Raw genomic sequence first — 23,569 nt, 5'->3', positions numbered from 1 at the left:
CCTCCCCGCTCTCCCCCACCTTTCAATGAGGAAAGGCACGCACATGCACGACATCACTCAAGGGCCCTCCCGCCGCTCCTTCCTGGGCCTCGGCGTCGCAGCGGCCGGCGCAGCCAGCCTGTCCCTGGCCGGGTGCGGCGCCTCCCCCGGCCCGCAGTCCGCCTCGGCCACGCCCCAGGGCAACGTCTCGCTGACCATGTCGGCATACGGCTCGAACACGCGGCAGCACAAGCTCCAGCAGGTCTTCAAGCTGTACGCCAAGAAGAACGGCGGCAAAGTCGGCCTGGAACTGCTCGCCAACGAGGCCTACGCGCAGAAGCTGGCCACCCAGATCGCCGGCGGCGCGGCGGCCGACGTCGTGGCGCTGTTCCACAACAGCGTCGCGCAGTACGCGTCGAAGAACGCCCTCGCCCCCCTCGACCGCTACGGCCCCAAGGTCCTGGACCTGTCGCACGTCGACAAGGAGTCCTCCTCCGGCGGTGTCATCGACGGCAAGCGCGTGGCCCTTCCACTCGGCGACAACGCCTACGGTGTGATCTGGGACAAGACGGCGCTGGCCGATCTCGGCATGTCGGTCCCCGAGCCCGGCCACACCTGGGACGACTTCATCACCTTCGCCAACGACGTCAAGAAGAAGGCGAAGGGCCGCCTCTACGGCACCATCGACAACAGCGCCGACTTCAACGGCTTTCAGGTCTTCGTCCGTCAGCGTGGCAAGGAGCTCTACAAGGACGGCAAGCTCGGCTTCTCGAAGGCCGACCTGGAGGCCTGGTTCGCGATCTGGGCCGAGCTGCGCAAGAGCGGCGCCGCCCCGCCCGGGGACCTCACCGTGCAGACCGCCACCGGCGGCTTCGGCAACTCGCTGCTGGTGACGGGCAAGGCGCCGAACTTCTTCATCTACCCGAACGTCCTCAGCGGTTTCCAGGCCCTGACGAAGAACGAACTCGCCGTCAGCACCATACCGATGACCAGCGCCTCGAAGTCCGGCCTCTTCGTCCGCGCCTCCAACTGGGCCGCGGTCAACGCCCGCTCCAGCCACCCGGCGGACGCGGCCGCCCTGCTCGGCTTCATGCTGAACGACGAGCAGGCCGCGAGGATCCTCCAGGCCGAGTTCGCCGCGCCGCCCAACCTGGAACTCCGCAAGGTCATCGAGTTCAACAAGGTCGACCGGGTCTTCATCGACTACGTCGAACTCGTCTCCAAGGAGTTCGCCCAGCCGGTTCCCTCCCTCGCGGAGGAGTTCCCGAGCGGTTCCCCACAGGTCATGACGGCCTTCGTGACGGCCGGCCAGAGCGTCGCCACCGGCCAGCAGTCCATCTCCTCGGGAACCGACAGCTTCTTCTCGCAAGCCGAAGGATTCCTCTCGTGACCATGACGTCCGGGCTTGACCGCAGAGCCCCGACCACCGTGAGGGCGGCCAGAGCAACAGAACTCCGACGCCCCCAGGGCAAGTGGGCACTGCTGTTCCTCAGCCCCTGGATCGTGGGACTCGCGCTGTTGACGGCGGGCCCTCTCCTCGCCTCGCTGTATCTGTCGTTCACCAACTACGACCTGCTCTCCACACCGCAGTGGGCCGGCGTGGAGAACTACACGAAGATGTTCACCGCTGACCCGCTGTGGCGGCAGTCGGTGCTGGTCACCGGCGTCTACGTGGCCGTCGCGGTGCCGTTGCAACTCACTTTCGCTCTGTTGCTGGCCTCTGTCCTCAACCGCGGTATCAGGGGCATGAGCGTGTGGCGGGCCCTGTACTACCTGCCCAGCCTCTTCGGCTCCAGCGTCGCCATCGCCATCCTGTGGCGGGAGATCTTCGGCGCCAACGGGCTCTTCAACAACATCCTCGGAATGATCGGCATCCACTCCACGACGAGCTGGATCGGCGATCCCGACTGGTCGCTGGGCACGCTGGTCCTGTTGCGGGCCTGGGAATTCGGCTCACCGATGATCATCTTCCTGGCGGGGCTCCGGCAGATTCCCGCGGAGCTGTATGAGTCCGCCTCCCTCGACGGTGCCGGCACCGTGCGCAAGTTCTTCGCCATCACCCTGCCGATGCTGACGCCCATTGTTTTCTTCAACCTGATCCTGCAGATCATCAGCGCGTTCCAGGTATTCGGCTCGGCCTTCATCATCGGCGGCGGCCAGGGAGGACCGGGCAACTCGATGCTCGTCTACACCCTGTACCTGTACCAGGCCGCGTTCAACAACTTCCAGATGGGCTATGCAGCCGCCATGGCCTGGGTCCTGCTCGTCATCATCGGGGCGGTGACCGCGGTCAACTTCTGGCTCAGCCGCTACTGGGTCCACTACTCCGATGAACAGTGAGAGTGCGCCATGACAACCATCACTCAACTCGTCGGCAAAAGCACGCCTCCTCCTGCGACGGTGCCCGCGTCCCGTCCCTCGACCGCCGGTCGGCGCGCCGCCAGGGCACTGCTCTACGTCGTGCTCACGGTGGGCGTGGTCGCGATGCTCTACCCCCTGGTGTGGCTGCTGTCGGCGTCCCTGAAGCCCGCCGACGAGATCTTCGGTTCGGTCGGCCTGCTGCCGCGCAGCTGGGATCTCAGCAACTACGTCAACGGCTGGACCAGTGCCGACGGCAGTACCTTCGGGCGTCCGCTGCTGAACTCGGTCGTGGTGAGCCTCGGCGCGGTCGTGGGAAACATCGTTTCCTGCTCCCTTGCCGCATTCGCCTTCGCCCGCCTGGAATTCAGGTTCAAGCGCACGGCGTTCGCTCTCATGATGGTCACCATCATGCTGCCTGCGCAGGTGACGATCATTCCCCAGTACATCCTGTTCCACTATCTCGGCTGGGTGAACACCTACCTTCCGCTGATCCTGCCGAAGTTCTTCGCCGTCGACGCCTTCTTCATCTTCCTGATGGTGCAGTTCATCCGCGGCATTCCCCGCGACCTGGACGACGCCGCGGCGCTCGACGGGTGCAATCCGGGCAAGATCTATCTGAAGGTGATCCTGCCGCTGCTGACGCCGGCGCTGGTCACCACGGCGATCTTCACCTTCCTGTGGACGTACAACGACTTCTTCTCCCAGCTCATCTACATCTCGGAATCGCAGCTGTACACGGTGCCCCTGGCGTTGCGTCAGTTCATCGACGGCACCGGACAGTCGGAGTTCGGCCCCATGTTCGCCATGAGCGTCGTGTCGCTGCTGCCCACCCTCGTCCTGTTCCTGATCTTCCAGCGGCTGATCGTGGACGGCATCTCCACCTCGGGGATGAAGGGATGAACCGGCCTCCCCACCGGGCCTGGTGGTCCGGTCGCGTGTACGAGGCGCTCGACACCATGTGCCGGTACCTGTTGCTGAGTCTGCTGTGGACGGTCGGCACGGCGCTGCTGGTCACGGCGCCGGCCGCTGCCGCTGCCCTCGTGGCGACGGTGCGCGGGTGGGCCCAGGGGGACGAGGGCCCGGTCTGCTCGACGTTCTTCTCCCACGTACGACGCTCCGCGCGCGCGAGCTCCGTGGCCGCCGTGCCTCTCCTGCCGGCAGCCGCGCTGCTGGCGGCGAACCTCGTGATCGTGCCGCACATGGGGGAACAGCGGCCGTACGCCACCGCCGCGCTGGTAGCGGTCGTCGTCCCCTTCCTGGTGTTCGCCACGAACGTGATCCCGGCTCTCGCCGACGAGACCACGGGCGTCCGGGAGACCTACCGGCGGACGGTCGAGCGGATCGTCGTACAGCCGGCAGCGGCCGGCCTCACCACGGTCGTCGCCCTGATCGCCGCCTGCTGCGTCTTCGTCCAGCCGGTCAGTGCCCTGCTGATCGCCGCACCCGCCGCGCGCCTGGTCGTCGCGGCCCACGGCCGGCACACCGCCAGGCCGGTCATTTCCGCGTAAGGAGAGACCCACATGACCTCGATCGAGATCCGGGGAACGGACTTCGTCGTCGACGGACGGATCGTCAACCAGGGTCGTACGCTCGACGGTATCCCGCTCGACGGGCTGCTGCTGAACAGCCGCATGATCAACGGAGCGTTCGACGACGCGAACCCCGAGACCGTTCACCGGTGGGCGTACCCCGACACCGGGGTCTGGGACGCGGATCGCAACACCCGCGAGTTCCTCGCCGCCATGCCGCAGTGGAAGGCGGACGGCCTCGACGCCTTCACCATCGGAGTCCAGGGCGGCAGTCCTCAGGGATACAGCACCGAACAGCCCTGGAACAACGCCGGTTTCACGGCGGAGGGCGCCTTGCAGGAGGGGTACCGCGAGCGCCTGGGAAGGATCCTGGAGGAGGCCGACCGGCTCGGACTCGTCGTCATCCTGGACATCTTCTACCACGGCCAGGATCACCGACTGCGCGACGAACCGGCCATCCACCGGGCCGTCACCGAGGTCTGCACCTGGGTGCTCCGGTCGGGCTGGCGGCATGTACTGCTGGAGATCGCCAACGAGGTGAACTGGCACAACCACTACACGCACAGCCTGATCAAGGCCGAGCGCGTCCACGAACTGATCGCACTCGCCAAGTCCGTCACGTACGAGGGCCGCAGGCTGCTCGTGAGCACGAGTTTCCTCGCCCACCCGCCCATCATCACCGAACGGGTCGTGACCGAGGCGGACTTCGTCCTGATCCACGGGAACGGCACCCCGGCACCGGACCGGCTGCGGGAGATGGTGGAGGAGATCAAGGCCACGCCGGGCTACACCCCCAAGCCCATCATGTTCAACGAGGACGACCACTTCGACTTCGACAAGCCGGACAACCACATGAAGGCGGCTCTGGCCGCCGGCGCCTCATGGGGCTACTTCGACCCGGGTTCCGTCACCACCGACCCGCCGCAGCCGACGCTCGGTGACTACGAGAACGGCTACCAGGCCGTGCCGGTCAACTGGGGTGTCAGCACCGAAACGAAGAGGGCCTTCTTCGCCACGCTACGAAGCGTGCGCTGAGGTCTCCCCGGTCGTCCGGGCGTGCGCGTCGCCGACGTAGCGGCGGGTGAAGTCACCCATGTGGCCGGTGAGCGTCTCCCGGACGGCCTGTGCGTCCCCGGTGCGGATGGCGGCGACGATCGGCAGGTGTTCCTCGAAACGCATCCTGCCGACCGCCCGGTCCGGACCGGCGGCAATGATCATCATGCGGATCTGGCTGGTCAGTTGGAGCCACGACCGACTCAGCGTGCCGTTGCCCGTCAACTCGCACAGCAGAGCGTGGAAGCCGAGGTCGGTCTCGATGCGCTCGCTGAATCCGAGGTCGGGTTCCCGCAGCCGCGCGATCTTCTGCTCCAGCGCGTCCGCGTACTCCGCACGCCGCGGGCTTTCGGCGAGTTTGGTGGCTGCCAGGATCTCCAGCGCCGTACGTACTTCGAAGACCTCGGCGATCTCCTGAGGGCTGAGTTTGCGCACCCGCATGCGCCCGTTGCCCTCGTTGACGAGCAGGCCCTCGGCCTCCAGCGGGCGCAGCGCTTCCCGCAGGGTTCCCCGGCTCACCCCCAGAGTGTCGCTGAGCTGGACCTCCCGGACATGCTCACCGGGTTGCAGCGCCCCCGAAACGATCTGATCGCGTAGGTGGGCAATGCACCGTTCGCGAAGACTGCGCCGATCGAAGGGGCCTGCGTCACGCACACTCATGGGCACAGGGTATCGGTCACATGCACGGCAGTGGACGTAGCGCCGTTTACAGGGCGGCAACCGGTGCGACACGTCACACGTGTTTACTACAGTGAGACTCTGGGTCCTGACAGTAAACGCATCTATGATTCGGGAGCCGTCGTGTCCGTTCCGCTGAAGTCCGCACCGGCCCTCTCCGCCACGCAGTCGCTCGCGTCCCTGGCCAAGGCGGACGGCGTGCGGTTCCTGCTCGCCACCTTCACCACCCTGACCGGCAAGCCCTGTGCGAAGCTCGTTCCCGTCGAGGCCGCGGACGCGCTGGAGGGCGAGGGCGTGGGCTTCGCCGGATACGCCGCGGGGGCCATGGGTCAGCAGCCGCGCGACCCGGACGTGGTGGCGATCCCGGACCTCTCGTCCTACGTTCCGCTCACCTTCGTCCGGCCCGGACTGGGCATGGTGCACTGCGATCCGTACGTCGAAGACCGCCCCTACGCCTTCGCACCCCGGGTCATCCTGCGCACGCTCGCCGAGAAGGCCGCGGCCCAGGGCACCGGGCTGGTCAGCGGCGCCGAGGTGGAGTACTTCCTCGTGCAGCGCGGCGCCGACGGCACCCTCACCACGGCCGACCGTCTCGACGACGCCGCCCAACCCTGCTACGACGCACGCGGGCTGACCCGGATGTACGAGCACCTGACCGCCGTGTCCGACGCGATGGTGCAGCTCGGCTGGGGGCCGTACGCGAGCGACCACGAGGACGGCAACGGGCAGTTCGAGCAGAACTTCCACCACGCGGACGCGCTGACCACCGCCGACCGCGTGGTGACGCTGCGGTACATCGTGCAGGTGCTGGCCGAACAGCGCGGGATGACGGCCACGTTCATGCCGAAGCCGTTCACCGACCGCACCGGCAGCGGACTGCACCTGCACCTGTCGCTCTGGGACGGTGAGCGTGCGCTGTTCCCGGCGGGGGCCGCTGAGCAGGACGCGTACGGAATGGGGTTCAGCGCGCAGGCCTACGGCTTCACCGCCGGTCTGCTCGCTCACGCGCCCGCACTGCACGCGTTGATCGCACCCACCGTGAACTCGTACAAGCGCACCGGGGCCACCACCACCGCCTCGGGTGCCACCTGGGCCCCGCGTACGGCGAGTTGGGGCGGCAACGACCGTACGCACTTCCTGCGCGTCCCCGACACCCACCGTGTGGAGCTGCGCGGCGGCGACGGCTCGGCGAACTCCTACCTCGCGGCGGCCGGCGCACTCGCCGCCGGGCTGGACGGGATCGCCAGGGCACTCGAACCGGGTGAGCCGGGCGTCACGGATGGCGGGCCGCGGCTGCCGCGCACGCTCCTGGACGCGGTGCACGCGCTGGAGGGCGATGACGTCGTCCGCGGGGTGCTGGACCTCGTCGACGCGTCGGCCGGAGTGAGCGACTACTACGCGGAGTTGAAACGCGAGGAGTTCTACAGCTGGCACAACACCGTCTCCCCGTGGGAGATCGACCGGTACCTCACGGCCGTCTGACAGCCCCTCTACGTACGTTTCGGAGGTCATGCCCATGTGCGGCATCGCTGGACTCCAGGTGCGCGACCCCTCGCTGGAGCCGAGGCTCGGCGAACTGCTCACCGGAATGCTTCACCAGGCCGCCGAGCGCGGCCCCGACTCGGCCGGCGTCGCCCTGTACGGCGACTCCCGGCTCACGCCGCCCGGGCACGCGACGGTGAGCCTGCTCGCGCCGGACGTGTCCGCCGACGAGGTCGCCGCGCGCGTCGGTGGAGGCGCCACCGCCATCACCGTCAGTCAGAGCACCGTCGTCCACTCCCCCGCTCTCACCGTGTCCGACCTGGAGCGGGCCGTGCGCGACGCCTTCCCCTCGGCGGTCGTCACCGGGCGCGGCACCGGCCTGGCCGTCCTCAAAGGCGTCGGCCACCCCGACGCGCTGGCCGAGGAGTTCGGCCTGCGGGCGGCGAGCGGACGCCAGGGCATCGCCCACACCCGCATGGCCACCGAGTCCGCGGTCACGCCGGAAGGAGCGCACCCGTTCTCCGTCGACGAGAACGTCTGCCTCGTCCACAACGGATCCTTCGCCAACCACGCCACCATCCGCCGCGAGCTGCGCGCCGAGGGCATCGTCTTCGACAGCGAGAACGACTCCGAGGTGGGCGCCCGCTTCGTCGCGCACCAACTCGCCCAGGGACACGACCTGGAGAAGTCGCTGCGGCTGCTGTGCGAGCGGTTCGACGGCTTCTACACCCTGCTGGTGACGACCGGTGACACCTTCGCCGTCGTCCGGGACGCGATCGCCTGCAAGCCCGCCGTCGTCGCCGAGACCGACGCGTGGGTGGCGATGGCCTCCGAGTACCGCTATTTCGCCGGGCTGCCGGGCATCGAGTCCGCCCGCGTCTTCGAGCCCGAGCCCGAGGAGGTCCACACGTGGCAGCGCTGACCACCCCCACCGTCATCGACCTCGCGCACGACTCCGTGCGCGACCTCAACCGCGCCCTGCACCAGGCGGGTCCGGGCACATCGTGGCGGATCGAGCACCCGGACGGCGCCCACAACGTCGCCGTCGGTCTCACCGAGGACCTCGACGTGGTGATCGGCGGTCCGGTGGGCTACTACGGGGCGGGCATGAACCAGCGCGCCACCGTCACCATCCACGGCAACGCCGGTACGGGCGTCGCCGAGAACATGATGTCGGGGACGGTCCGAGTGCGCGGCAGCGCCTCCCAGTCCGCGGGGGCGACGGCCCACGGCGGTCTGCTGGTGATCGACGGGGACGCGTCCGCCCGCTGCGGGATCTCCATGAAGGGCGTGGACATCGTCGTCGGCGGCAACGTGGGGCACATGAGCGCCTTCATGGGCCAGGCCGGCCGTCTGGTGGTGTGCGGCGACGCGGGCGACGCGCTCGGCGACTCCCTGTACGAGGCGCGCATCTACGTCAAGGGCAAGGTCAAGTCTCTGGGCGCGGACTGCGTGGAGAAGGAGATGCGGGCCGAACACCTCGCCGAACTGGCCGAGTTGCTGAAGGCCGCCGAGCGGGACGACGCGCCCGCCGACTTCCGACGGTACGGCTCCGCCCGCGACCTGTACCACTTCAAGGTCGACAACTCGGCCGCATACTAGGGGAGTTACTGCCATGGACTTCGCATCCCAGGGCCTGCGCGAGTCGGCGACCTTCGACCGCGCCACCATCCACGCCATCCAGCGCGCCGCCGAGACCGGCATCTACGACATCCGGGGCTGGGGCGCCAAGCGCCGTGTCCCCCACTTCGACGACCTGCTCTTCCTCGGCGCCTCCATGTCCCGCTATCCGCTGGAGGGTTACCGCGAGCGCTGCGGCACCGATGTCGTCCTCGGCGCACGCAACGCCGCCTGCCCGCTGCGCCTCGACACCCCGGTCACCATCGCGGGCATGAGCTTCGGCGCGCTGTCCGCCCGGGCCAAGGAAGCGCTGGGGCGGGGTGCCTCGGAGGCCGGCACGTCCACGACGACCGGCGACGGCGGCATGACCCCGGAGGAGCGCGGCCAGTCCAAGCACCTCGTCTACCAGTACCTGCCGTCCCGCTACGGCATGAACCCCGACGATCTGCGCGCCGCCGACGCCATTGAGGTCGTGCTCGGTCAGGGCGCCAAGCCGGGTGGCGGAGGCATGCTCCTCGGGCAGAAGATCACGGAACGGGTCGCCGGCATGCGGACGTTGCCCGTCGGCATCGACCAGCGCAGCGCCTGCCGCCACCCCGACTGGACCGGCCCCGACGACCTGGAGATCAAGATCCGGGAACTGCGGGAGATCACCGACTGGGAGAAGCCGGTCTACGTCAAGATCGGTGCGACGCGCACGTACTACGACGTGAAGCTCGCCGTGCAGGCCGGAGCGGACGTCGTCGTGCTCGACGGCATGCAGGGCGGCACCGCGGCCACCCAGGACGTGTTCATCGAGCACGTCGGCATCCCCACGCTCGCCGCGATCCCCCAGGCCGTGCAGGCGCTGCAGGAGCTGGGCGTGCACCGGGAGGTGCAGCTGATCGTCTCCGGCGGGATCCGGGGCGGCGCCGACCTCGCCAAGGCGTTGGCGCTGGGGGCGGACGCGGTGGCCATCGGCACGGCGGCGCTGATCGCGCTCGGCGACAACCATCCCCAGTACGACGCCGAGTACCGCTCGCTCGGCTCCGCCGCCGGGTACTACGACGACTACCAGGACGGCCGCGACCCGGCCGGCATCACCACGCAGGACCCGGAGCTGTCCGCCCGCCTCGACCCCGTCGAAGGCGGCCGCAGGCTCGCCAACTTCATCCGTGTGATGACCATGGAGGCGCAGACCATCGCCCGCGCCTGCGGCAAGGCCCATCTGACGCACCTGGAGCCGGAGGACCTGGTCGCGCTCACCATCGAGGCGGCCGCCATGGCCCGCGTCCCGCTCGCGGGCACCGACTGGATTCCGGGGGCCGTGCGGTGACGGCCGACGTCGACATCGCGGTCGTCGGCGCGGGACTGATGGGGGCGGCGACGGCGTGGGCCGCCACCCGGCGCGGGCAGTCGGTCGTGGTTCTCGAACAGTTCGGCCCCGGTCACGACAAGGGCAGCTCGCACGGCAGCGCCCGCATCGTGCGCCGCGCCTACCCGGACCCGATGTACGCCCGCATGACCGGACGCGCCATGGAGCTCTGGCGCGAGCTGGAGGCCGACTCCGGTGAGCGCCTGCTGCGGATCGTGGGCGGCATCGACCACGGGCGGCTGCGCGACCCGGAACGCATAGCCGCCACGCTCGCCGTAGTCGGCGTACCGCAGGAGCTGCTCCCGGCCGAGGAGGCGGCGCGGCGGTGGCCCGGGTTGCGTTTCGACGGTCCCGTGCTCTTCCACCCCGAGGCCGGCACGGTCGACGCGGCCGCAGCCGTGACCGCCTTCGCGGAACGGGCCGGCGCCCGCGGCGCGGACGTCCGGTACCACACGGCCGTACGACGGATCACGCCCCTCGGCGAGGAGCGGGTACGGCTGGAAACGACGGACGGGGACACGGTGACCGCCCGTCGTGCCGTCGTCGCCGCGGGAGCCTGGGTGGCCGACCTGCTCGGCGGCCTCGTCCCGCTGCCCGAACTGACCGTCACCCAGCAGCAGGCCTTCCACTTCCCCCGCCTCGACCCGGCGGCCGCGCCGTGGCCCGTCGTCGTGCACAAGGACGCGCTGTCCACGTACAGCCTGCCCGGCGGGCGCGACGGCGGTCCCCTCGACGGCCGCAAGATCGCCGAGCACGACGCGGGCGGCACCACGAGCGCGGAGACCCGCAGCGGCCGGGTCGATCCCAGGGCGCGTAAGCGGATCATCGCCTATGTACGGGAGTGGCTGCCCGGGCTGGTGGCGGAGCCCTTCAACGAGACGACGTGCCTCTACACCTCCACGCCCGACGAGGACTTCGTCCTCGACCGCCGCGGTCCCCTGGTGATCTGCTCGCCCTGCTCGGGCCACGGTGCCAAGTTCGCGCCCCTCATCGGGGAGATGACCACGGACCTGGCCATGGGCGTCACGGATCCGGAGCCGCGCTTCGCTCTCAGCGGGAGCCGCTGAGTTCCTACTCGGCCCTCAGTCGCCGGAGCCGAACGCCAGGAGGATCAGCAGGGCGTTGAGGGCGACGAGGACCAGGGTCGCGCCGCCCGCGAGCGCGGTGGTGAGCGGGCGGTTCACCCAGTTGCCCATGACGTCCGGCCGGCGGCTGAGGAGAAGGAGCGGGATCAGTGCGAAGGGGATGCCGAAGGAGAGCGTCACCTGGCTGAGCACCAGGGCTCGGGAAGGGTCCACCCCGAGGGCCAGGACCGCCAGGGCGGGCACAACCGCCAGGCTCCTGCGCAGGTACAACGGGATCCTGCGCCGCACAAAGCCCTGCATGACGACCTGGCCCGTGTAGATGCCGACGCTGGACGAGGCCAGTCCCGAGGCCAGGAGGGCGACGGCGAACAGCGTCGCGACCAGGGGGCCCGCGCCGATGGCGAACTGGGTGTGGGCGCCCTGGAGAGTCGGTTCGGCGCCGGAGCCGTGCAGCATGGTCGCGGCGGCGACCAGCATGGCGATGTTGGCGAGGCCCGCGATCCCCATCGCCAGGACGACGTCCAGCCGCTGGGCGCGGAGCAGCGCTCGCCGGGAGAGACCGTGGCCCGCGGCGAAGCGCTCCTGGGTCAGGGCGGAGTGCAGGTAGATGGCGTGCGGCATGACCGTCGCGCCGACGATCCCGGCGGCCAGCAGCAGGCTCGCGCTCCCGTCGAAACGGGGTACCAGGCCCGCGGCCAGGTCCGCCGGCGGGACGTCGGCCTGGAGGGTCTGGTAGAAGAAGGCGCCCGTCACCACGGCCAGCATGGCCGTGATCACCGCCTCGAACCGCCGCTGCCCGGCCGTGCGGACGGCCAGCAGGACGAACGACGCGGCGGCGATCAGTAGACCGCCCTGCAGGGCGGGAATGCCGAAAAGCAGGTTGAGCGCGACGGCACCGCCGATGAGCTCGGCCAGGTCCGTCATGATCACCACGATCTCCGCCTGGAACCACAGCCCCCGGACGACCGGGCGGGGGTAGTGGTCGCGGCACAACTCGGGCAGGTTACGGCCCGTGGCCGTGCCCAGTTTGGCGGAGAGGTACTGCAGGAGCATCGCGACGACGTTGGCCGCGAGGACCACCCACAGCAGCAGGAAGCCGAAGCGTGTCCCGCTCTCCACGTTGGTCGCGAAGTTGCCCGGATCGATGTAGGCGACGGCCGCCACGAAGGCGGGGCCGATCACGGTGAGCACCCGCCGTCCGGCGCCGGCCCGGACGGAAGCGGGCACTGTGCCGGTCGGTGTCGACGTGTGTACGCCTGTGTTCATGGCGAAGCACTCTCATTCCGTGGGGATCGGTGCCTCGGGAGAGAAGCGACCGACCCCTGAGGGGAAGGCCTTTCGGCACAGATAGGCGTATCCGGCGCTGAGCTGCCGGACGGCCCAGGTCTCCGCCCGCTTCTGCGCCACCTCGTCGACATCGGACCAGGTCATCGGCCCGCCTGCCGCCAGCGCGCGCAACTGGATCGCGCAGGCGCGCTCCAGCAGGACGGCGTGCATCACCGCCGAGGCGAGATCGGACCCGACCGTGACCAGGCCATGACTCACCATCAGGCACCCGGCCCCGTCACCCAACGATGCTGCCAGCCGTGCGCCGAGTCCGCGATCGCTGATGAGCCGCCCCGACGGATGGCGGGGTACGTCCGGATCGACGAAGGGCACGGCGTCATGGGAGAGCGGCAGGAGGGGGACACCCAGGGAGGCGAACGTCACGGCTGCGGGTCCATGGGTGTGGACCACGGCGCCGACGTCCGGGCGTACGGCCATGATCTCCGTGTGGATGGGGTACTCCAGGTGGGGGCGCCCCTCCCCCGCCAGTACTTCCCCTTCGGGCGAGACGAGAAGAGTGCGCCGCGGTGTGACCTCCTCGAAGCCCCATCCCGAGGCTTTCATCCAGACGCCGCGACCGTCCGGGTCCCGCAGGGAGACATGCCCCCAGACGAGGTCGGCCTGCCCGGCCGCCCCGAGTGCGCGTGTCGCCACGGCGACGTCGGCAGAAGGGTCCATTGCATTCATCGAGAACCGCCCACGGTCGGCAACTGGGGTCGAACGGCGGGATCAGACATCGGGGTCAGGCGGGGTCGGTCACTGGGATTCACGCATGGGCGTCTTCGGCCGGAGCAAAGGACAGTGGATACTCCTGGCGGCGGCGCCACTCGGTCTCGGGGTCGTAGCCGTAGATCCAGTTCATGCCCAGCGGTGTGTCGCCTTGTCGTTCACGGGCCCTGAAGGTCTCCTGGCGCTTCTCCCAGTCCCCCGCGTGCACGAGCCTGCTGTTGAGGAGGGACTGGCGCTGGATCGCGTGGGCCCGCGGAACGCGTACGTTCCGGAATTCGGCAAGCGCCCGCTCGGGGTCGTCCCCGCTCTCGTCGAGCCAACGGGCCAGCACGAAGGCGTCCTCGAACGCCTGCGCGGCTCCCTGTCCGGCGTTGGGCAGCATCGGGTGGGCGGCGTCACCGATCAGCTGGATCCTGCCGCGTCCCCAGTCCGCGGAGGGCTCCCGGCCGAAGAGACCCCACTTCGAGCATTCCCGCACCTCGTCCAGCAGCATCTGCAACGGGGGTGCGACGCCGGGGAAGCAGCTCCGCATCTCGTCCGGATCGCCCTTGGCAGACCAGCCTTCCTCCACCCAGGAGGCCGCGTCGGACTGGGTGGTGATGTTGATGATGCTGGTGCCGCGCAGGTAGTAGGTCATGATGTGGCGGCCTTGGCCGATCCAGCCGCAGAACCCGTGCGGGCCGAGGATGTCGGCCGGGAGGGCGGACCCGTCGACCAGTGCCCGCCAGACCATCTGGCCGGTGAAGTGGGCCTTTTCCTCCGTGTACAGCTCGCGCCTGATCCGGGAGTGGATGCCGTCGGCGCCGATGACGATGTCAGCCCGGTGCCGGCTGCCGTTGGCGAAGTGCAGCGTCACGCCGCCCCTGTCCTCGCCCCCGCCTCCGTCCTCGTTCGCGTCCCCGCGTTGGCCCCCGTCCTCGACGAGGCCCGTGCAGCGATGCCCGAGGTGGACGCGCGTGCTGTCGACGGCGCCGGCCAGGACGTCGAGGAGGTCCGCCCGGTGGAAGACGTAGTACGGGGCTCCGAAGCGGTCCGAGGTGGTTCCGTCCTCGGTGAGGCGTGTTTCGGCGAGCTGTTCACCGGTGTACATCGACCGCTGGACCTGGCCGGTCATGGCGTTCCCCACGGACTTGAGGCCGTCTGCGAGTCCGATGGCGGTCAGTGCCTTGGTGGCCTGGGGGCTGATGTTGATACCGGCCCCCACCTCGCCCAGTCGCTCGGCCTGCTCGAACACGTCGACCTCGAAGTCCGCACGGGACAGCGCGGCGGCCGTGGCGAGACCTGCCAGCCCTCCGCCCACTACGGCAATCGACAGACGTCCAGCCATGGATTCGCCTCATTTCTCGGTGACTTGTGCGGCCGGAAAGCCACAGTCGGGCAACCCCCTCGGATGACGGCCCTCAGATGAAGAAGGGTTCGGTCGCCCGGGTCAGGTTGACCGTCTTCAGCTCGTGGAAGGCCTCCAGGCCCTCCGGGCCCAGTTCACGGCCGATGCCGGAGTCCTTCACCCCGCCGAACGGTGCGTGGGTGTTGTGCGTGAAGGAGTTGATGCTGAAGGTGCCCGTCCGGACGGAACGGGCGACCTTCGCCGCCAGGGCGGGGTCCTCGGTGAACACCGCGCCGTGCAGACCGTAGTCCGAGTCGTTGGCGATCCGGATCGCCTCCTCGACGGACTCGTAGGTCAGCACCGTGGCGACGGGCCCGAAGATCTCCTCCCGGGCGATGCGCATGGAGTTGTACGCGTTCACGAACACCGTGGGCTGCACGTAGTAGCCCACCTCCAGGTCCTCCGGGACGCCGCCGCCGGTGGCGGTCATGGCCCCTTCGGCCCACCCCAGTTCGACGTAGCGCAGGACGCGTTCCCTCTGGGCGTGCGACACGAGGGGGCCCATGGTGGTCGTGTCGTCGAAGGGGTCGCCGACCTTGAAGGACTCGGCCGCCGCGACGAGGACGTCCGTCCACGCGTCGCGCCGGGACGCGGGTACGAGGATCCTGCTGAACGCCGAGCAGGTCTGGCCGGTGTTGGCGAACAGACCTGCCGCGACCCCTCGCATCACCGTGTCGGGGTCGGCGTCCTCAAGGACGATCGCCGCGGACTTCCCGCCGAGTTCCAGTTGCAGACGGGTGAAGCGGCCGCTGCACTCCCGGGCGATCTCTCGGCCGGCCGCGGTCGAACCCGTGAAGCTGACCTTGTCGACGCCGGGGTGCGCCACGAGCGCGCGCCCCGCTTCCCGGCCTCCTGTCACCAGGTTGAACACCCCCGGCGGCAGGCCGCTCTCGGTGAGCGCCTCGGCGATGTGGAAGGCGTCGAGTGGAGTCTCGGGGGCCGGTTTGTACACCACGCTGCACCCGGCGGCCAGCGCCGGGACGATCTTCGCGACGGCCATGTTGAACGGGCCGTTCCACGGCGCGATGGACGCGACCACACCGACCGGCTCCCTGAGTACGGCGGCCGGACCGAAGGGTGTCCGGCGGACGTCGCTGACCGGGGTGTTGCGGGCGAGGTCGAGAAAGTACCGGCCGGCGGACACCGCTCCCGGAATCTTTCTCCTGGCGACAGAGGCCGGCAGTCCCATCTCGGCCACCACGAGGCGGGCAATCTCTTCGAGGCGTGCCTCCAGCAGCGTCAGCGCCCTGTCGAGGACGTCCGCGCGTTCCCGGACCGGCATGCCCCGCCAGGGGCCCTCGTCGAACGCCCGCCGTGCGGCGCCGACTGCCACGTGCACGTCGGAGGCTCCGGCATCCGGCACCTGACCGACGACCTGTTCGGTCGAGGGTGAGACCACCGTGAGGGTGGCGGATGAAGTCGGCTTCTGCCATTCACCGCCGATCAGAAGGGTGTCGCGGACGATCGTGGACATGGTCATCGCTCCCGCCGACGGGGTTCATGGCAGGCATCTCCCAGGAGTGCCTGACGTTGACGATCCGGAAACATAGCAAGCGCAATGTTCTGCGGCAAGGGGTCGGCCCGGACTCGCCTGGACCCGGTTTCGGGGCCCGAACTCAGCCCTGGCGCTCGCCCGACGTCTCGACGAAGGAAGACCGCAGCGCGGACAACATGCGCCGAGAACCGGCGACCTGACTCTTCGTCACGGGCGCGTACGACGCCCCGAACACCACCCGCTGGTAGACGATGCCCTCGGCGAGAGCGACGATCACGTCGACGAGTTCGTCGTCCGGCCGCACACCGGACGCGGCAAGCGCGTCACAGGCCCGCTCCCGGTAGGCCCGCTGATTGCGCCGGGCCAGCTCCTGCAGTTCGGGCTCATGACGCGCCCCGAGGAACACCTCCGCCTGGAACGCCGGGATCTCGGGGTGCTCCTGCAGCGAGTCCACGAGGTGGGCGAAGATGTCCTCAAGGGACTCGCTCCGCTGCCGCAGATACGTGTGCGTGATCTCGATGCAGTGCTCCAGTGCCGCTTCGAGGACACCGACCAGGTTCGGGAAGTGGTGCCGCAGACTGCCCTGACTGACCCCCGCCTCGGCGGTCAGCGACCGGTACGTCAGCTTGGCCAGCCCGTCGCGCGCGACCAGCCTGATCGCGGCCTCCACCAGCGCCTGCCGCCCCTCACCGTAGGGGAGCCGCGCCCCTTCGCCCCCGACAGTCACGCCACCACATCCCCACAGCCGAAGGGCCCGCGGCCCCGCTTCCAGGCTTCTTCGCGACCACTGTAAAGGACCCACTGGAGATCCATAGGGCCATCACCGGCCACCGCGAACCAGCACGACAACGCCATCTGTCAGAACACACAAACCTGAAACCGAGCACTTGCGATGTTTCCTGAGGGGAGACACCATGGCCAACACCCAGACGCCTACTCGTCACTGGCGGCCCAGCCTGCCTCAGGCGCCATTTCCCTCATCCAATGCCCAGGAGGACATGGCTCATGTCCAGGATGTTCCATCTCGGGTTCTTCAGTTCGTTCTCGCCGCCGGCCTGGCATGCAGCGACAGACCGGGCGCACGGCGAGGACTGGTGGTCCGGCGACTACCACGCCCGCCTCGCCCGGCACGTCGAGGAGGCGTGTTTCGACTTCCTGTTCTTCGAGGACACCAGCGGCGTGTCCAGGATGTTCGGCGGGTCGATGGACACCGACCTGAAGAACAGTCTCAGTGCGCCGAAGAACGATCCGGTGGCGTTGATCTCCTATCTGTCGGCGGTCACCACCCGTCTCGGTCTGATCTCGACCGCGTCGACCACGCTCTACCCGCCCTACCTGCTGGCTCGTCTGTACTCCACCGTCGACGGACTCAGCCGGGGCAGAGCCGGGTGGAACATCGTCACCTCCAGCGAGGAGGAGTCCGCGCACAACTACGGCTACGAGGCCCTGCCGCCACCGGGCGAGCGCTATGACCGGGCCGAGGAGTTCGTCGACGTCGCACGGCAGTTGTGGACGTCGTGGGAGGAGGGCGCCGTGGTCCGCGACCACGACCGGGGCATCCACACCGACCCCGCGAAGGTCCACGAGATCAACCACGTGGGCAAGCACTTCAAGGTGCGCGGCCCGCTCAACAGCTTTCCCTCGCCCCAGCGCGTTCCCGTGCTGGCGCAGGCCGGCGGCTCCCCGCGCGGGCGGGACTTCGCCGCCCGGAACGCCGAGCTCATCATGGCCACCACCATTGGCGGGATCGACGCCATGCGCGCCTTCCGCGAGGACATCCACGGCCGGATGAAGACGTTCGGGCGCAGCCCCGACGAGTGCCGGATCATGTACGCCACCCACGTCCATGTCACGGACGGCAGCCGCGATCTGCGCTCCACGGTCACCGACAGCCAGTTGGTGTCCATGCTCGGCAAGCACGCCGCCCACATCGGCGTGGACCTGTTCCAGTACGACCTCGACGCCCCACTGCCCGAGGACGTCGTGGCCAACGGCACCACGAGCATGCTCGACTCGATCAAGGACAAGGGACGGCAAGGCATCACCCTGCGCGAGGCCATCCTCGACATCTGCCTCGGCGACGACGAACTCGGCGTGGTCGGCACCGCCGACGACATCGCACACAACCTCGCCGGCGCCATGGAGGCCGTCGGCGGTGACGGCTTCATCATCATGGCCACCCAGAACGCCAACGAGGAGCACGTCTCCGGCATCCTCGACGAGGTCGTCCCCCGGCTGCAGCGCATGGGCGTGGCCAGGACCGGCTACTCCGGCGCCACCCTGCGCGAGAACCTCTTCGCTTTCTGATTCCGACTGCCACGTCCACCGGCCTCGCCCTCACTCGGCATCGCCGACCTCCGAGGCACCGGTCCCGGCCCACACGGCCCCCTCGACGTGCCGCCCCCCTCACGAGCCCGCTCGTCACCGCACGTTGTCCTGCCGCACTCACCCTCATTCCCCTGCGGAAGGTCCACGATGGCCCAGCCCGACATCAGCTCACCCCTGTCCGCCGAACCACCCGCCCCCGCACAGTCACAGTTGCGCACCGGCGTCATCTCGCCCCGCAAGGCGCTCTTCTTCGCCCTCTCCGGGCTCGCCCTCCCCAGTGTCATGAGCGGCGAGGGCGGCAAGATGTCCCTGCTCGCCGGCTGGAGCTCCTGGCTCGCCATGGCCATCGGCTCGCTGATGGCTCTGCTGATCGCGGTCATCGTCGTCCGCTTCGCCCGCCGCCACCTCGCGACCGGCTCCCTGATGTCGTACGTCAATCTTGAGGTGGGCCCCCGTGCGGGTGCCCTCACCGGGGCCGCGCTGCTCGTCGGGTACGTCGCCGCCCTGGTCCTGACCGTCACCGTGTCGCTCGTCTTCCTCTTCAGCTTCCTGCGCGACATCGGAGTGCAGGCCAGTGGCGGCACATTGCAGGCGCTGATCGGCACCATCGTGCTCGGCGCGGCGGTCGTGCTGACCTGGCGCGGCATCTCGCTCTCGGTCAACGCCGCCGTCGTCCTGGGCTGGGCGAGCCTGCCCTTCGTTCTCGTCATCATGGGTTGTGCGATCGCGCGGCACGGCATCGACCTCGGTCCGCAGCTGGCGCTGGACGGCTTCTCCGCCGGCTCCTTCGCGCAGACCGTGATCCTCGGGTTCGGCATCTACGGCGGCTTCGAGGGCTTCACCGCCCTGGCCATGGAGACCGCGGACCCGCGGCGCACCATCCCCCGGCTGCTCGTGACGGTCGTCGTCGTCCTCGGCGTCGTCTCCGTCAGCGGTGTGGCCCTCACCATCCCGATCATGATGACCCACTCCGACGACCTTCTGGCGGGCAGCTCCCCGCTCTCCGTGCTGGCCACCGTCGGCGGTGTGTCGGCTCTGGGGTCTGTCCTGGACGCGCTGATGTTCGTGACGCTGCTCGCCGTGGTGCTGGTCTATCTCAACGAGGCGGGCCGGGTCGTGGCCACCGCCGCCAAGGACGGGCTGCTCCCCCGCGGTCTGGCTCATGTCGACCACAAGCACCAGGTCCCGGCGCGGGCCATGCTCTTCCTCGGACTGCTCGCCGCCGGCATCCTCGCCTCCTTCCTGCTGGTCGGCCACCGCCCGATCTTCACGATCTTCCTCTCGGCGGCCGTGCTGGTCTCCTACTCCTGGTTCACGGCGTACATCCTCATCGCAATCGCCGGCGTCACCGACGCCGTACGCCGCCGGGACGTCGCGTTCGGCATCGTCTCGCTGATCAGTGCCACCGCCACAACGGGAGTGGCGGTCTTCTCGCTGGCCGACCAGGACTCCGGCGCCACGATGACCGAGCTTCCGTGGATCACGCTGGCATCGATCGCGGTCCTCTGGGGCGTCGCGACGGTCATCCGGCGGCGACGGCAGACCCCCGCTGACGAACACCTCTGAACCCGAGGCAGCAAGTGCCACCCACCCCGCGGACGCCGCGACTCCAGCGCTCCGTGGCACCCGCGGGGCCCTGACCGAAAGGAAGCACGTTGAACGACAACCACACGCCCGACACGGACGTCGTGATCGTCGGCGGAGGCTTCGCCGGCGTCGTCGCAGCGCGGGATCTGAGCCGCGTGGGCGTTGACGTCATCCTGTTGGAGGCGCGTGACCGGCTCGGCGGGCGAACCTGGTACCGGGACAGTCCTCTGGGCCGTCCGCTCGAACTCGGCGGGACCTTCGTGCACTGGCTGCAGCCGCACCTGTGGTCGGAGATGGTCGCGCACGGCCTGGAACTCGAACCCTCCCCCGGTGTGGACGAGGTCTACTGGATCGGCGACGGCGAGGTGCACCGCTCCTCCGTCGAGGCGTACTCCGAGCTGGTCGTGCCCGGCATGGCCGCGCTCGCCGAGGGCGCCCAGACCGCCTTTCCGATGCCGCACCGGCTCTTTCCCATGACGGCCGAGGCCGTGGCGGCCGACCGTCTGTCCATCACCGACCGGCTGACGGGCCTCGGACTGACGTCCTCCCAGGTCGAGTTGGCCCGCAGCCGGTGGGCCCTGTCCTTCAACGGGTCCCCCGAGGACGGTTCCTGGGCCCAGGCCCTCCGGCTCTCCGCACTCTGCGCCGGCGACTGGCGGATGGTGAGTGAGGCCAACCGGGCCTACACCGTCGCAGGCGGCACCGGCCGCCTGCTGGAAGCCGTGCACCGCGGCTCCACCGCCACCGTGCGCCTGTCCACCACCGTGACCGCGGTGCACACGAGCGAGACCGGCGTCGAGGTCGTCACCAGCGACGGCGAACGCGTCACGGCGCTCCACGCGATCGTCACCCTGCCGCTGAACGTGCTCGGCTCCATCGGCTTCCACCCCGCCCTGTCCCCCGGAAAGCAGGCCGCGGCCGGGCGAGGTCAGGTGTCGAACGGCGTCAAGGTGTGGATGCGCGCCCGTGGCCGCATCAAGCCGTTCATCGCCTTCGCCCCGGACGACCACCCCCTCACCATGGTCGGCACCGAGTACGAGCTGGACGACGACACGATCCTGCTCGGCTTCGGGCCGCACTCCGCGGGGCTCGACGTCACGGACGCCGGCGCGGTCCAACAGGCCGTGCACCGGTGGCGGCCCGACATCGAGATCACCGCCGTCGACGCCCACGACTGGACGGCGGACCCCCTGTCCGGGGAGACCTGGGCCATGCCCCGCACCGGTCATCTCTCGACCGAACTGGAGGAACTGCAGCGCCCCGAGGGCCGGGTACGGCTCGCCGGCAGCGACTACGCCCACGGGTGGGCCGGCTACATCGACGGCGCCCTGGAGAGCGGCCGCCGGGCCGCCCGGCAGATCCTCGACGAACTCAAGGAGAACCACTGATGCTGACCGCGCCCAACCCCTGTGACCCTGCCGAACTGCGGGCGGCATACGGCACGTTCCCGACCGGCGTGACCGCCGTGTGTGCGCTGCGCGACGGCGCCCCGGTGGGCTTCGCCGCAAGCACGTTCGTACCGGTGTCCCTGGATCCGCCGCTGGTCTCGGTGTGTGTCCAGCACACCTCCACCACCTGGCCCCTGCTCGCCGACCGCGAACGGATCGGCCTGTCCGTGCTCGCCGACACCCAGGGCACCGCATGCCGTCAGCTCGCCTCGAAGTCGGGGGACCGCTTCGCGGGCGTGTCCGTGACCACGACGGGGGACGGCGCCGTCCTGCTGGACGAGGCGGCGGCCTGGCTGGACTGCTCGATCCACCAGATCCTGCCGGCCGGCGACCACGACCTCGTCCTGCTGAAGGTCGAGGCGATGCGGGTGTATCCCGGCGTCCCGCCGCTCGTCTTCCACGCGAGCGGCTTCCGCTCCCTCGCCGTTCCGGCGGCCTGAGGGGCATGCGGCCCCCTCACCGGACTCCCTGCCCGGGGTCGTCCGGGGTGCTCGCCCCGGGCAGGGCCGCGGTCCCCCGGCACTCCCACCCGCACCGAACCTCCCGAAGGAGGAACCCGTGACCGTCACCGTCGTCGTCGGGAATCCCAAGCCCGCCTCACGCACCCTCGCCGCGGCGACACTGCTCGCCGAGAAGCTCGGCGGCCGCGCTCCCGGCAGTGGAGCCGACCACACCTTCGACCTGATCGAGCTCGGTCCAGGCCTGCTCGGCTGGGGGGACGAGTCCGTCGCCGCGGCCGTGAAGACCGTCCAGTCCTCTTCGCTTGTCGTGTTCGCCAGCCCCACGTTCAAGGCCACGTACACGGGGTTGCTCAAGCTCTTCCTCGACCAGTTCGCGGGCGGTACCGGTCTGCGGGGCGTGGTCGCCGTCCCGCTCATGCTCGGTGCCGGCCCCGCCCACGCGCTCGCCCCCGAGCTCACCCTCAGGCCGGTCCTGACCGAACTCGGCGGCACCTGTGCCGTCCCCGGCCTCTATCTGCGCGACTCCACCTTCTCGGACGACCCCGCCCTCGACGCCTACGTCGAACGCTGGGCTCCCGTGGTCCGCGCACTGGTCAACCTGAAGCACTGACGGACAGGAGAGGCGTGATGGTCACGACCAGCACGACGGGCACGGGCACCGGTCTCCGTACGGGCGCCGTCACGCTGCGGATCCGCGCCAGGGAACAGGTGGCCGACGGTGTGGTCGCGCTGACTCTGGAACACTCCGACGGCGCCAGGCTCCCGGACTGGACCCCGGGCTCCCACATCGACCTGGTGCTGCCTGAGGGAACGGTCCGGCAGTACTCGCTGTGCGGCGACCGGTGGGACGCTCACACGTACCGGATCGCGGTGCTGCGCGAGGCCTCCGGTCGCGGTGGATCGACGTACGTGCACGACGAGTTGAGGACCGGTGACCGGGTCGGCGTCGGCGCACCGCGCAACCACTTTCCCCTCGTACCCTCCCAGAGGTATCTGTTCGTCGCGGGCGGCATCGGCATCACCCCGCTGCTGCCGATGGTCCACCAAGCCGAACTGCTCGGCGCGGACTGGCAGTTGCTCTACGGCGGCCGTACGCGCGCGTCGATGGCGTTCCGTGAGGAGCTGACGCGGACGTACGGAGACCGCGTGCACCTCGTCCCGCAGGACGAGCTGGGCCTGCTCGACCTGGACTCCTGGCTGGGCACCCCGCGTCCGGACACCAAGGTGTACTGCTGCGGTCCCGGGCCGCTGCTGGCCGCCGTGGAGGCCGCCTGCGCCTCCTGGCCTCCGTACACGCTGCGCACCGAGAGGTTCACCGCGGCTGCGGCCGCGCCGGTACGGGCCACCCCGTTCCAGGTGGAGCTCCGGCGCACGGGGCGGACCGTCACCGTCACTCCGGACATGTCCGTGCTGGAGGCGGTGCGCCTTGCCGGGGCGGACGTGCTGTCCTCGTGCGAGCAGGGGACCTGCGGCACCTGTCTGACGCCTGTTCTGGAGGGCGCCCCGGAGCACCGCGACTCGGTACTCGCGGACCACGAACGCACCGTGGGCGACTGCATGTTGCCGTGCGTGTCCCGCTCGTGCGGTGACCGTCTGGTCCTCGATCTCTGAGCCCTCCGGACCTCTGACCACCCCCTCCCCCACCTCTCACCAGCCGAGGAGCCGCC

General features: G+C 69.6%; 22 protein-coding genes. 16 read left to right on the top strand and 6 right to left on the bottom strand.

The window, feature by feature from the left end; translation table 11 throughout:
* Nucleotides 1-43 precede the first annotated feature (43 nt).
* Genes FPZ41_RS02125 through FPZ41_RS02105 form a run of 5 tightly spaced genes read left to right on the top strand, consistent with a single transcriptional unit; the run spans nt 44 to nt 4,904 of the window.
* Nucleotides 44-1,369, top strand: coding sequence for an ABC transporter substrate-binding protein (locus tag FPZ41_RS02125; RefSeq protein WP_152858331.1), 1,326 nt, complete (start codon nt 44-46; stop codon nt 1,367-1,369).
* A gap of 2 nt (nt 1,370-1,371) precedes the next feature.
* Complete coding sequence (locus FPZ41_RS02120; protein WP_152858397.1) at nt 1,372-2,319, top strand: carbohydrate ABC transporter permease; 948 nt, start codon at nt 1,372-1,374, stop codon at nt 2,317-2,319.
* 9 nt (nt 2,320-2,328) lie between these two features.
* Nucleotides 2,329-3,240, top strand: coding sequence for a carbohydrate ABC transporter permease (locus tag FPZ41_RS02115; RefSeq protein WP_152858328.1), 912 nt, complete (start codon nt 2,329-2,331; stop codon nt 3,238-3,240).
* Entirely contained in the window at nt 3,237-3,848 is a 612-nt protein-coding gene (locus tag FPZ41_RS02110; protein WP_152858325.1) for a DUF624 domain-containing protein, read from the top strand. Before FPZ41_RS02115 ends, FPZ41_RS02110 begins: the two co-directional genes overlap by 4 nt.
* Nucleotides 3,849-3,860: 12 nt before the next feature.
* The gene (locus FPZ41_RS02105) at nt 3,861-4,904 is read left to right on the top strand and encodes a hypothetical protein (protein ID WP_152858321.1); all 1,044 of its coding nucleotides are present in this window, start codon (nt 3,861-3,863) and stop codon (nt 4,902-4,904) included.
* Here the strand turns inward: FPZ41_RS02105 and FPZ41_RS02100 are convergent.
* Nucleotides 4,887-5,582 carry a GntR family transcriptional regulator gene (locus tag FPZ41_RS02100; protein ID WP_152858317.1) on the bottom strand — a complete coding sequence of 232 codons (696 nt, stop codon included), beginning with the start codon at nt 5,580-5,582 and terminating at the stop codon, nt 4,887-4,889. The genes FPZ41_RS02105 and FPZ41_RS02100 overlap by 18 nt on opposite strands.
* A gap of 141 nt (nt 5,583-5,723) precedes the next feature.
* Between FPZ41_RS02100 and glnT the strand changes: the two genes are divergently transcribed.
* Genes glnT through FPZ41_RS02075 form a run of 5 tightly spaced genes read left to right on the top strand, consistent with a single transcriptional unit; the run spans nt 5,724 to nt 11,123 of the window.
* Nucleotides 5,724-7,082 (top strand): type III glutamate--ammonia ligase, encoded by a 1,359-nt coding sequence (glnT, locus tag FPZ41_RS02095; RefSeq protein WP_322619720.1) that lies wholly within the window; start codon nt 5,724-5,726, stop codon nt 7,080-7,082.
* A gap of 34 nt (nt 7,083-7,116) precedes the next feature.
* On the top strand, nt 7,117-8,004 hold the full coding sequence (locus FPZ41_RS02090; protein WP_152858314.1) for a class II glutamine amidotransferase domain-containing protein: 888 nt from the start codon (nt 7,117-7,119) through the stop codon (nt 8,002-8,004).
* On the top strand, nt 7,992-8,684 hold the full coding sequence (locus FPZ41_RS02085) for a GltB/FmdC/FwdC-like GXGXG domain-containing protein (RefSeq protein WP_322619719.1): 693 nt from the start codon (nt 7,992-7,994) through the stop codon (nt 8,682-8,684). The genes FPZ41_RS02090 and FPZ41_RS02085 overlap by 13 nt, the downstream gene beginning before the upstream one ends.
* 13 nt (nt 8,685-8,697) lie before the next feature.
* The gene (locus FPZ41_RS02080; RefSeq protein WP_152858311.1) at nt 8,698-10,017 is read left to right on the top strand and encodes an FMN-binding glutamate synthase family protein; all 1,320 of its coding nucleotides are present in this window, start codon (nt 8,698-8,700) and stop codon (nt 10,015-10,017) included.
* Nucleotides 10,014-11,123 carry an FAD-dependent oxidoreductase gene (locus FPZ41_RS02075; protein ID WP_322619718.1) on the top strand — a complete coding sequence of 370 codons (1,110 nt, stop codon included), beginning with the start codon at nt 10,014-10,016 and terminating at the stop codon, nt 11,121-11,123. The genes FPZ41_RS02080 and FPZ41_RS02075 overlap by 4 nt, the downstream gene beginning before the upstream one ends.
* A gap of 15 nt (nt 11,124-11,138) precedes the next feature.
* Here FPZ41_RS02075 and FPZ41_RS02070 read toward each other — a convergent pair whose 3' ends face one another.
* The 5 genes from FPZ41_RS02070 to FPZ41_RS02050 all read right to left on the bottom strand — a co-directional run bounded on the left by FPZ41_RS02070 (nt 11,139) and on the right by FPZ41_RS02050 (nt 16,805).
* Complete coding sequence (locus FPZ41_RS02070; protein WP_152858307.1) at nt 11,139-12,407, bottom strand: Nramp family divalent metal transporter; 1,269 nt, start codon at nt 12,405-12,407, stop codon at nt 11,139-11,141.
* 12 nt (nt 12,408-12,419) lie between these two features.
* The gene (locus tag FPZ41_RS02065) at nt 12,420-13,145 is read right to left on the bottom strand and encodes a class II aldolase/adducin family protein (RefSeq protein ID WP_152858304.1); all 726 of its coding nucleotides are present in this window, start codon (nt 13,143-13,145) and stop codon (nt 12,420-12,422) included.
* Between the two features lie 88 nt (nt 13,146-13,233).
* Complete coding sequence (locus FPZ41_RS02060; protein ID WP_152858301.1) at nt 13,234-14,523, bottom strand: FAD-dependent monooxygenase; 1,290 nt, start codon at nt 14,521-14,523, stop codon at nt 13,234-13,236.
* Nucleotides 14,524-14,596: 73 nt separating this feature from the next.
* Nucleotides 14,597-16,057 (bottom strand): aldehyde dehydrogenase, encoded by a 1,461-nt coding sequence (locus tag FPZ41_RS02055; protein WP_228022357.1) that lies wholly within the window; start codon nt 16,055-16,057, stop codon nt 14,597-14,599.
* A 142-nt stretch (nt 16,058-16,199) separates the two neighbouring features.
* Complete coding sequence (locus FPZ41_RS02050) at nt 16,200-16,805, bottom strand: TetR/AcrR family transcriptional regulator (RefSeq protein ID WP_194235953.1); 606 nt, start codon at nt 16,803-16,805, stop codon at nt 16,200-16,202.
* 278 nt (nt 16,806-17,083) lie between these two features.
* Here FPZ41_RS02050 and FPZ41_RS02045 point away from each other — a divergent pair, with 278 nt between their 5' ends.
* The 6 genes from FPZ41_RS02045 (at nt 17,084) to FPZ41_RS02020 (ending at nt 23,513) form a co-directional block, all read left to right on the top strand.
* On the top strand, nt 17,084-18,385 hold the full coding sequence (locus tag FPZ41_RS02045; RefSeq protein ID WP_194235952.1) for an NtaA/DmoA family FMN-dependent monooxygenase: 1,302 nt from the start codon (nt 17,084-17,086) through the stop codon (nt 18,383-18,385).
* Between the two features lie 168 nt (nt 18,386-18,553).
* Complete coding sequence (locus tag FPZ41_RS02040; RefSeq protein WP_152858290.1) at nt 18,554-19,972, top strand: APC family permease; 1,419 nt, start codon at nt 18,554-18,556, stop codon at nt 19,970-19,972.
* 89 nt (nt 19,973-20,061) lie between these two features.
* Nucleotides 20,062-21,381: a flavin monoamine oxidase family protein gene (locus FPZ41_RS02035; protein ID WP_152858287.1), complete on the top strand. Its 1,320-nt coding sequence runs from the start codon at nt 20,062-20,064 to the stop codon at nt 21,379-21,381.
* Nucleotides 21,381-21,881 (top strand): flavin reductase family protein, encoded by a 501-nt coding sequence (locus FPZ41_RS02030; RefSeq protein WP_152858284.1) that lies wholly within the window; start codon nt 21,381-21,383, stop codon nt 21,879-21,881. Before FPZ41_RS02035 ends, FPZ41_RS02030 begins: the two co-directional genes overlap by 1 nt.
* Nucleotides 21,882-21,999: 118 nt before the next feature.
* Nucleotides 22,000-22,512: an NADPH-dependent FMN reductase gene (locus tag FPZ41_RS02025; RefSeq protein WP_322619717.1), complete on the top strand. Its 513-nt coding sequence runs from the start codon at nt 22,000-22,002 to the stop codon at nt 22,510-22,512.
* Between the two features lie 17 nt (nt 22,513-22,529).
* Nucleotides 22,530-23,513, top strand: a complete 984-nt coding sequence (locus tag FPZ41_RS02020; protein ID WP_152858278.1) for a PDR/VanB family oxidoreductase — start codon at nt 22,530-22,532, stop codon at nt 23,511-23,513.
* The last annotated feature ends 56 nt before the right edge of the window (nt 23,514-23,569 follow it).

The sequence above is a fragment of the Streptomyces acidicola genome (genome assembly GCF_009377235.1).
Taxonomy (GTDB): Bacteria; Actinomycetota; Actinomycetes; order Streptomycetales; family Streptomycetaceae; genus Streptomyces; species Streptomyces acidicola.
The sequence above is the reverse complement of the archived record's forward strand: the minus strand, read 5'-3'. Positions and strand labels throughout refer to the sequence as shown.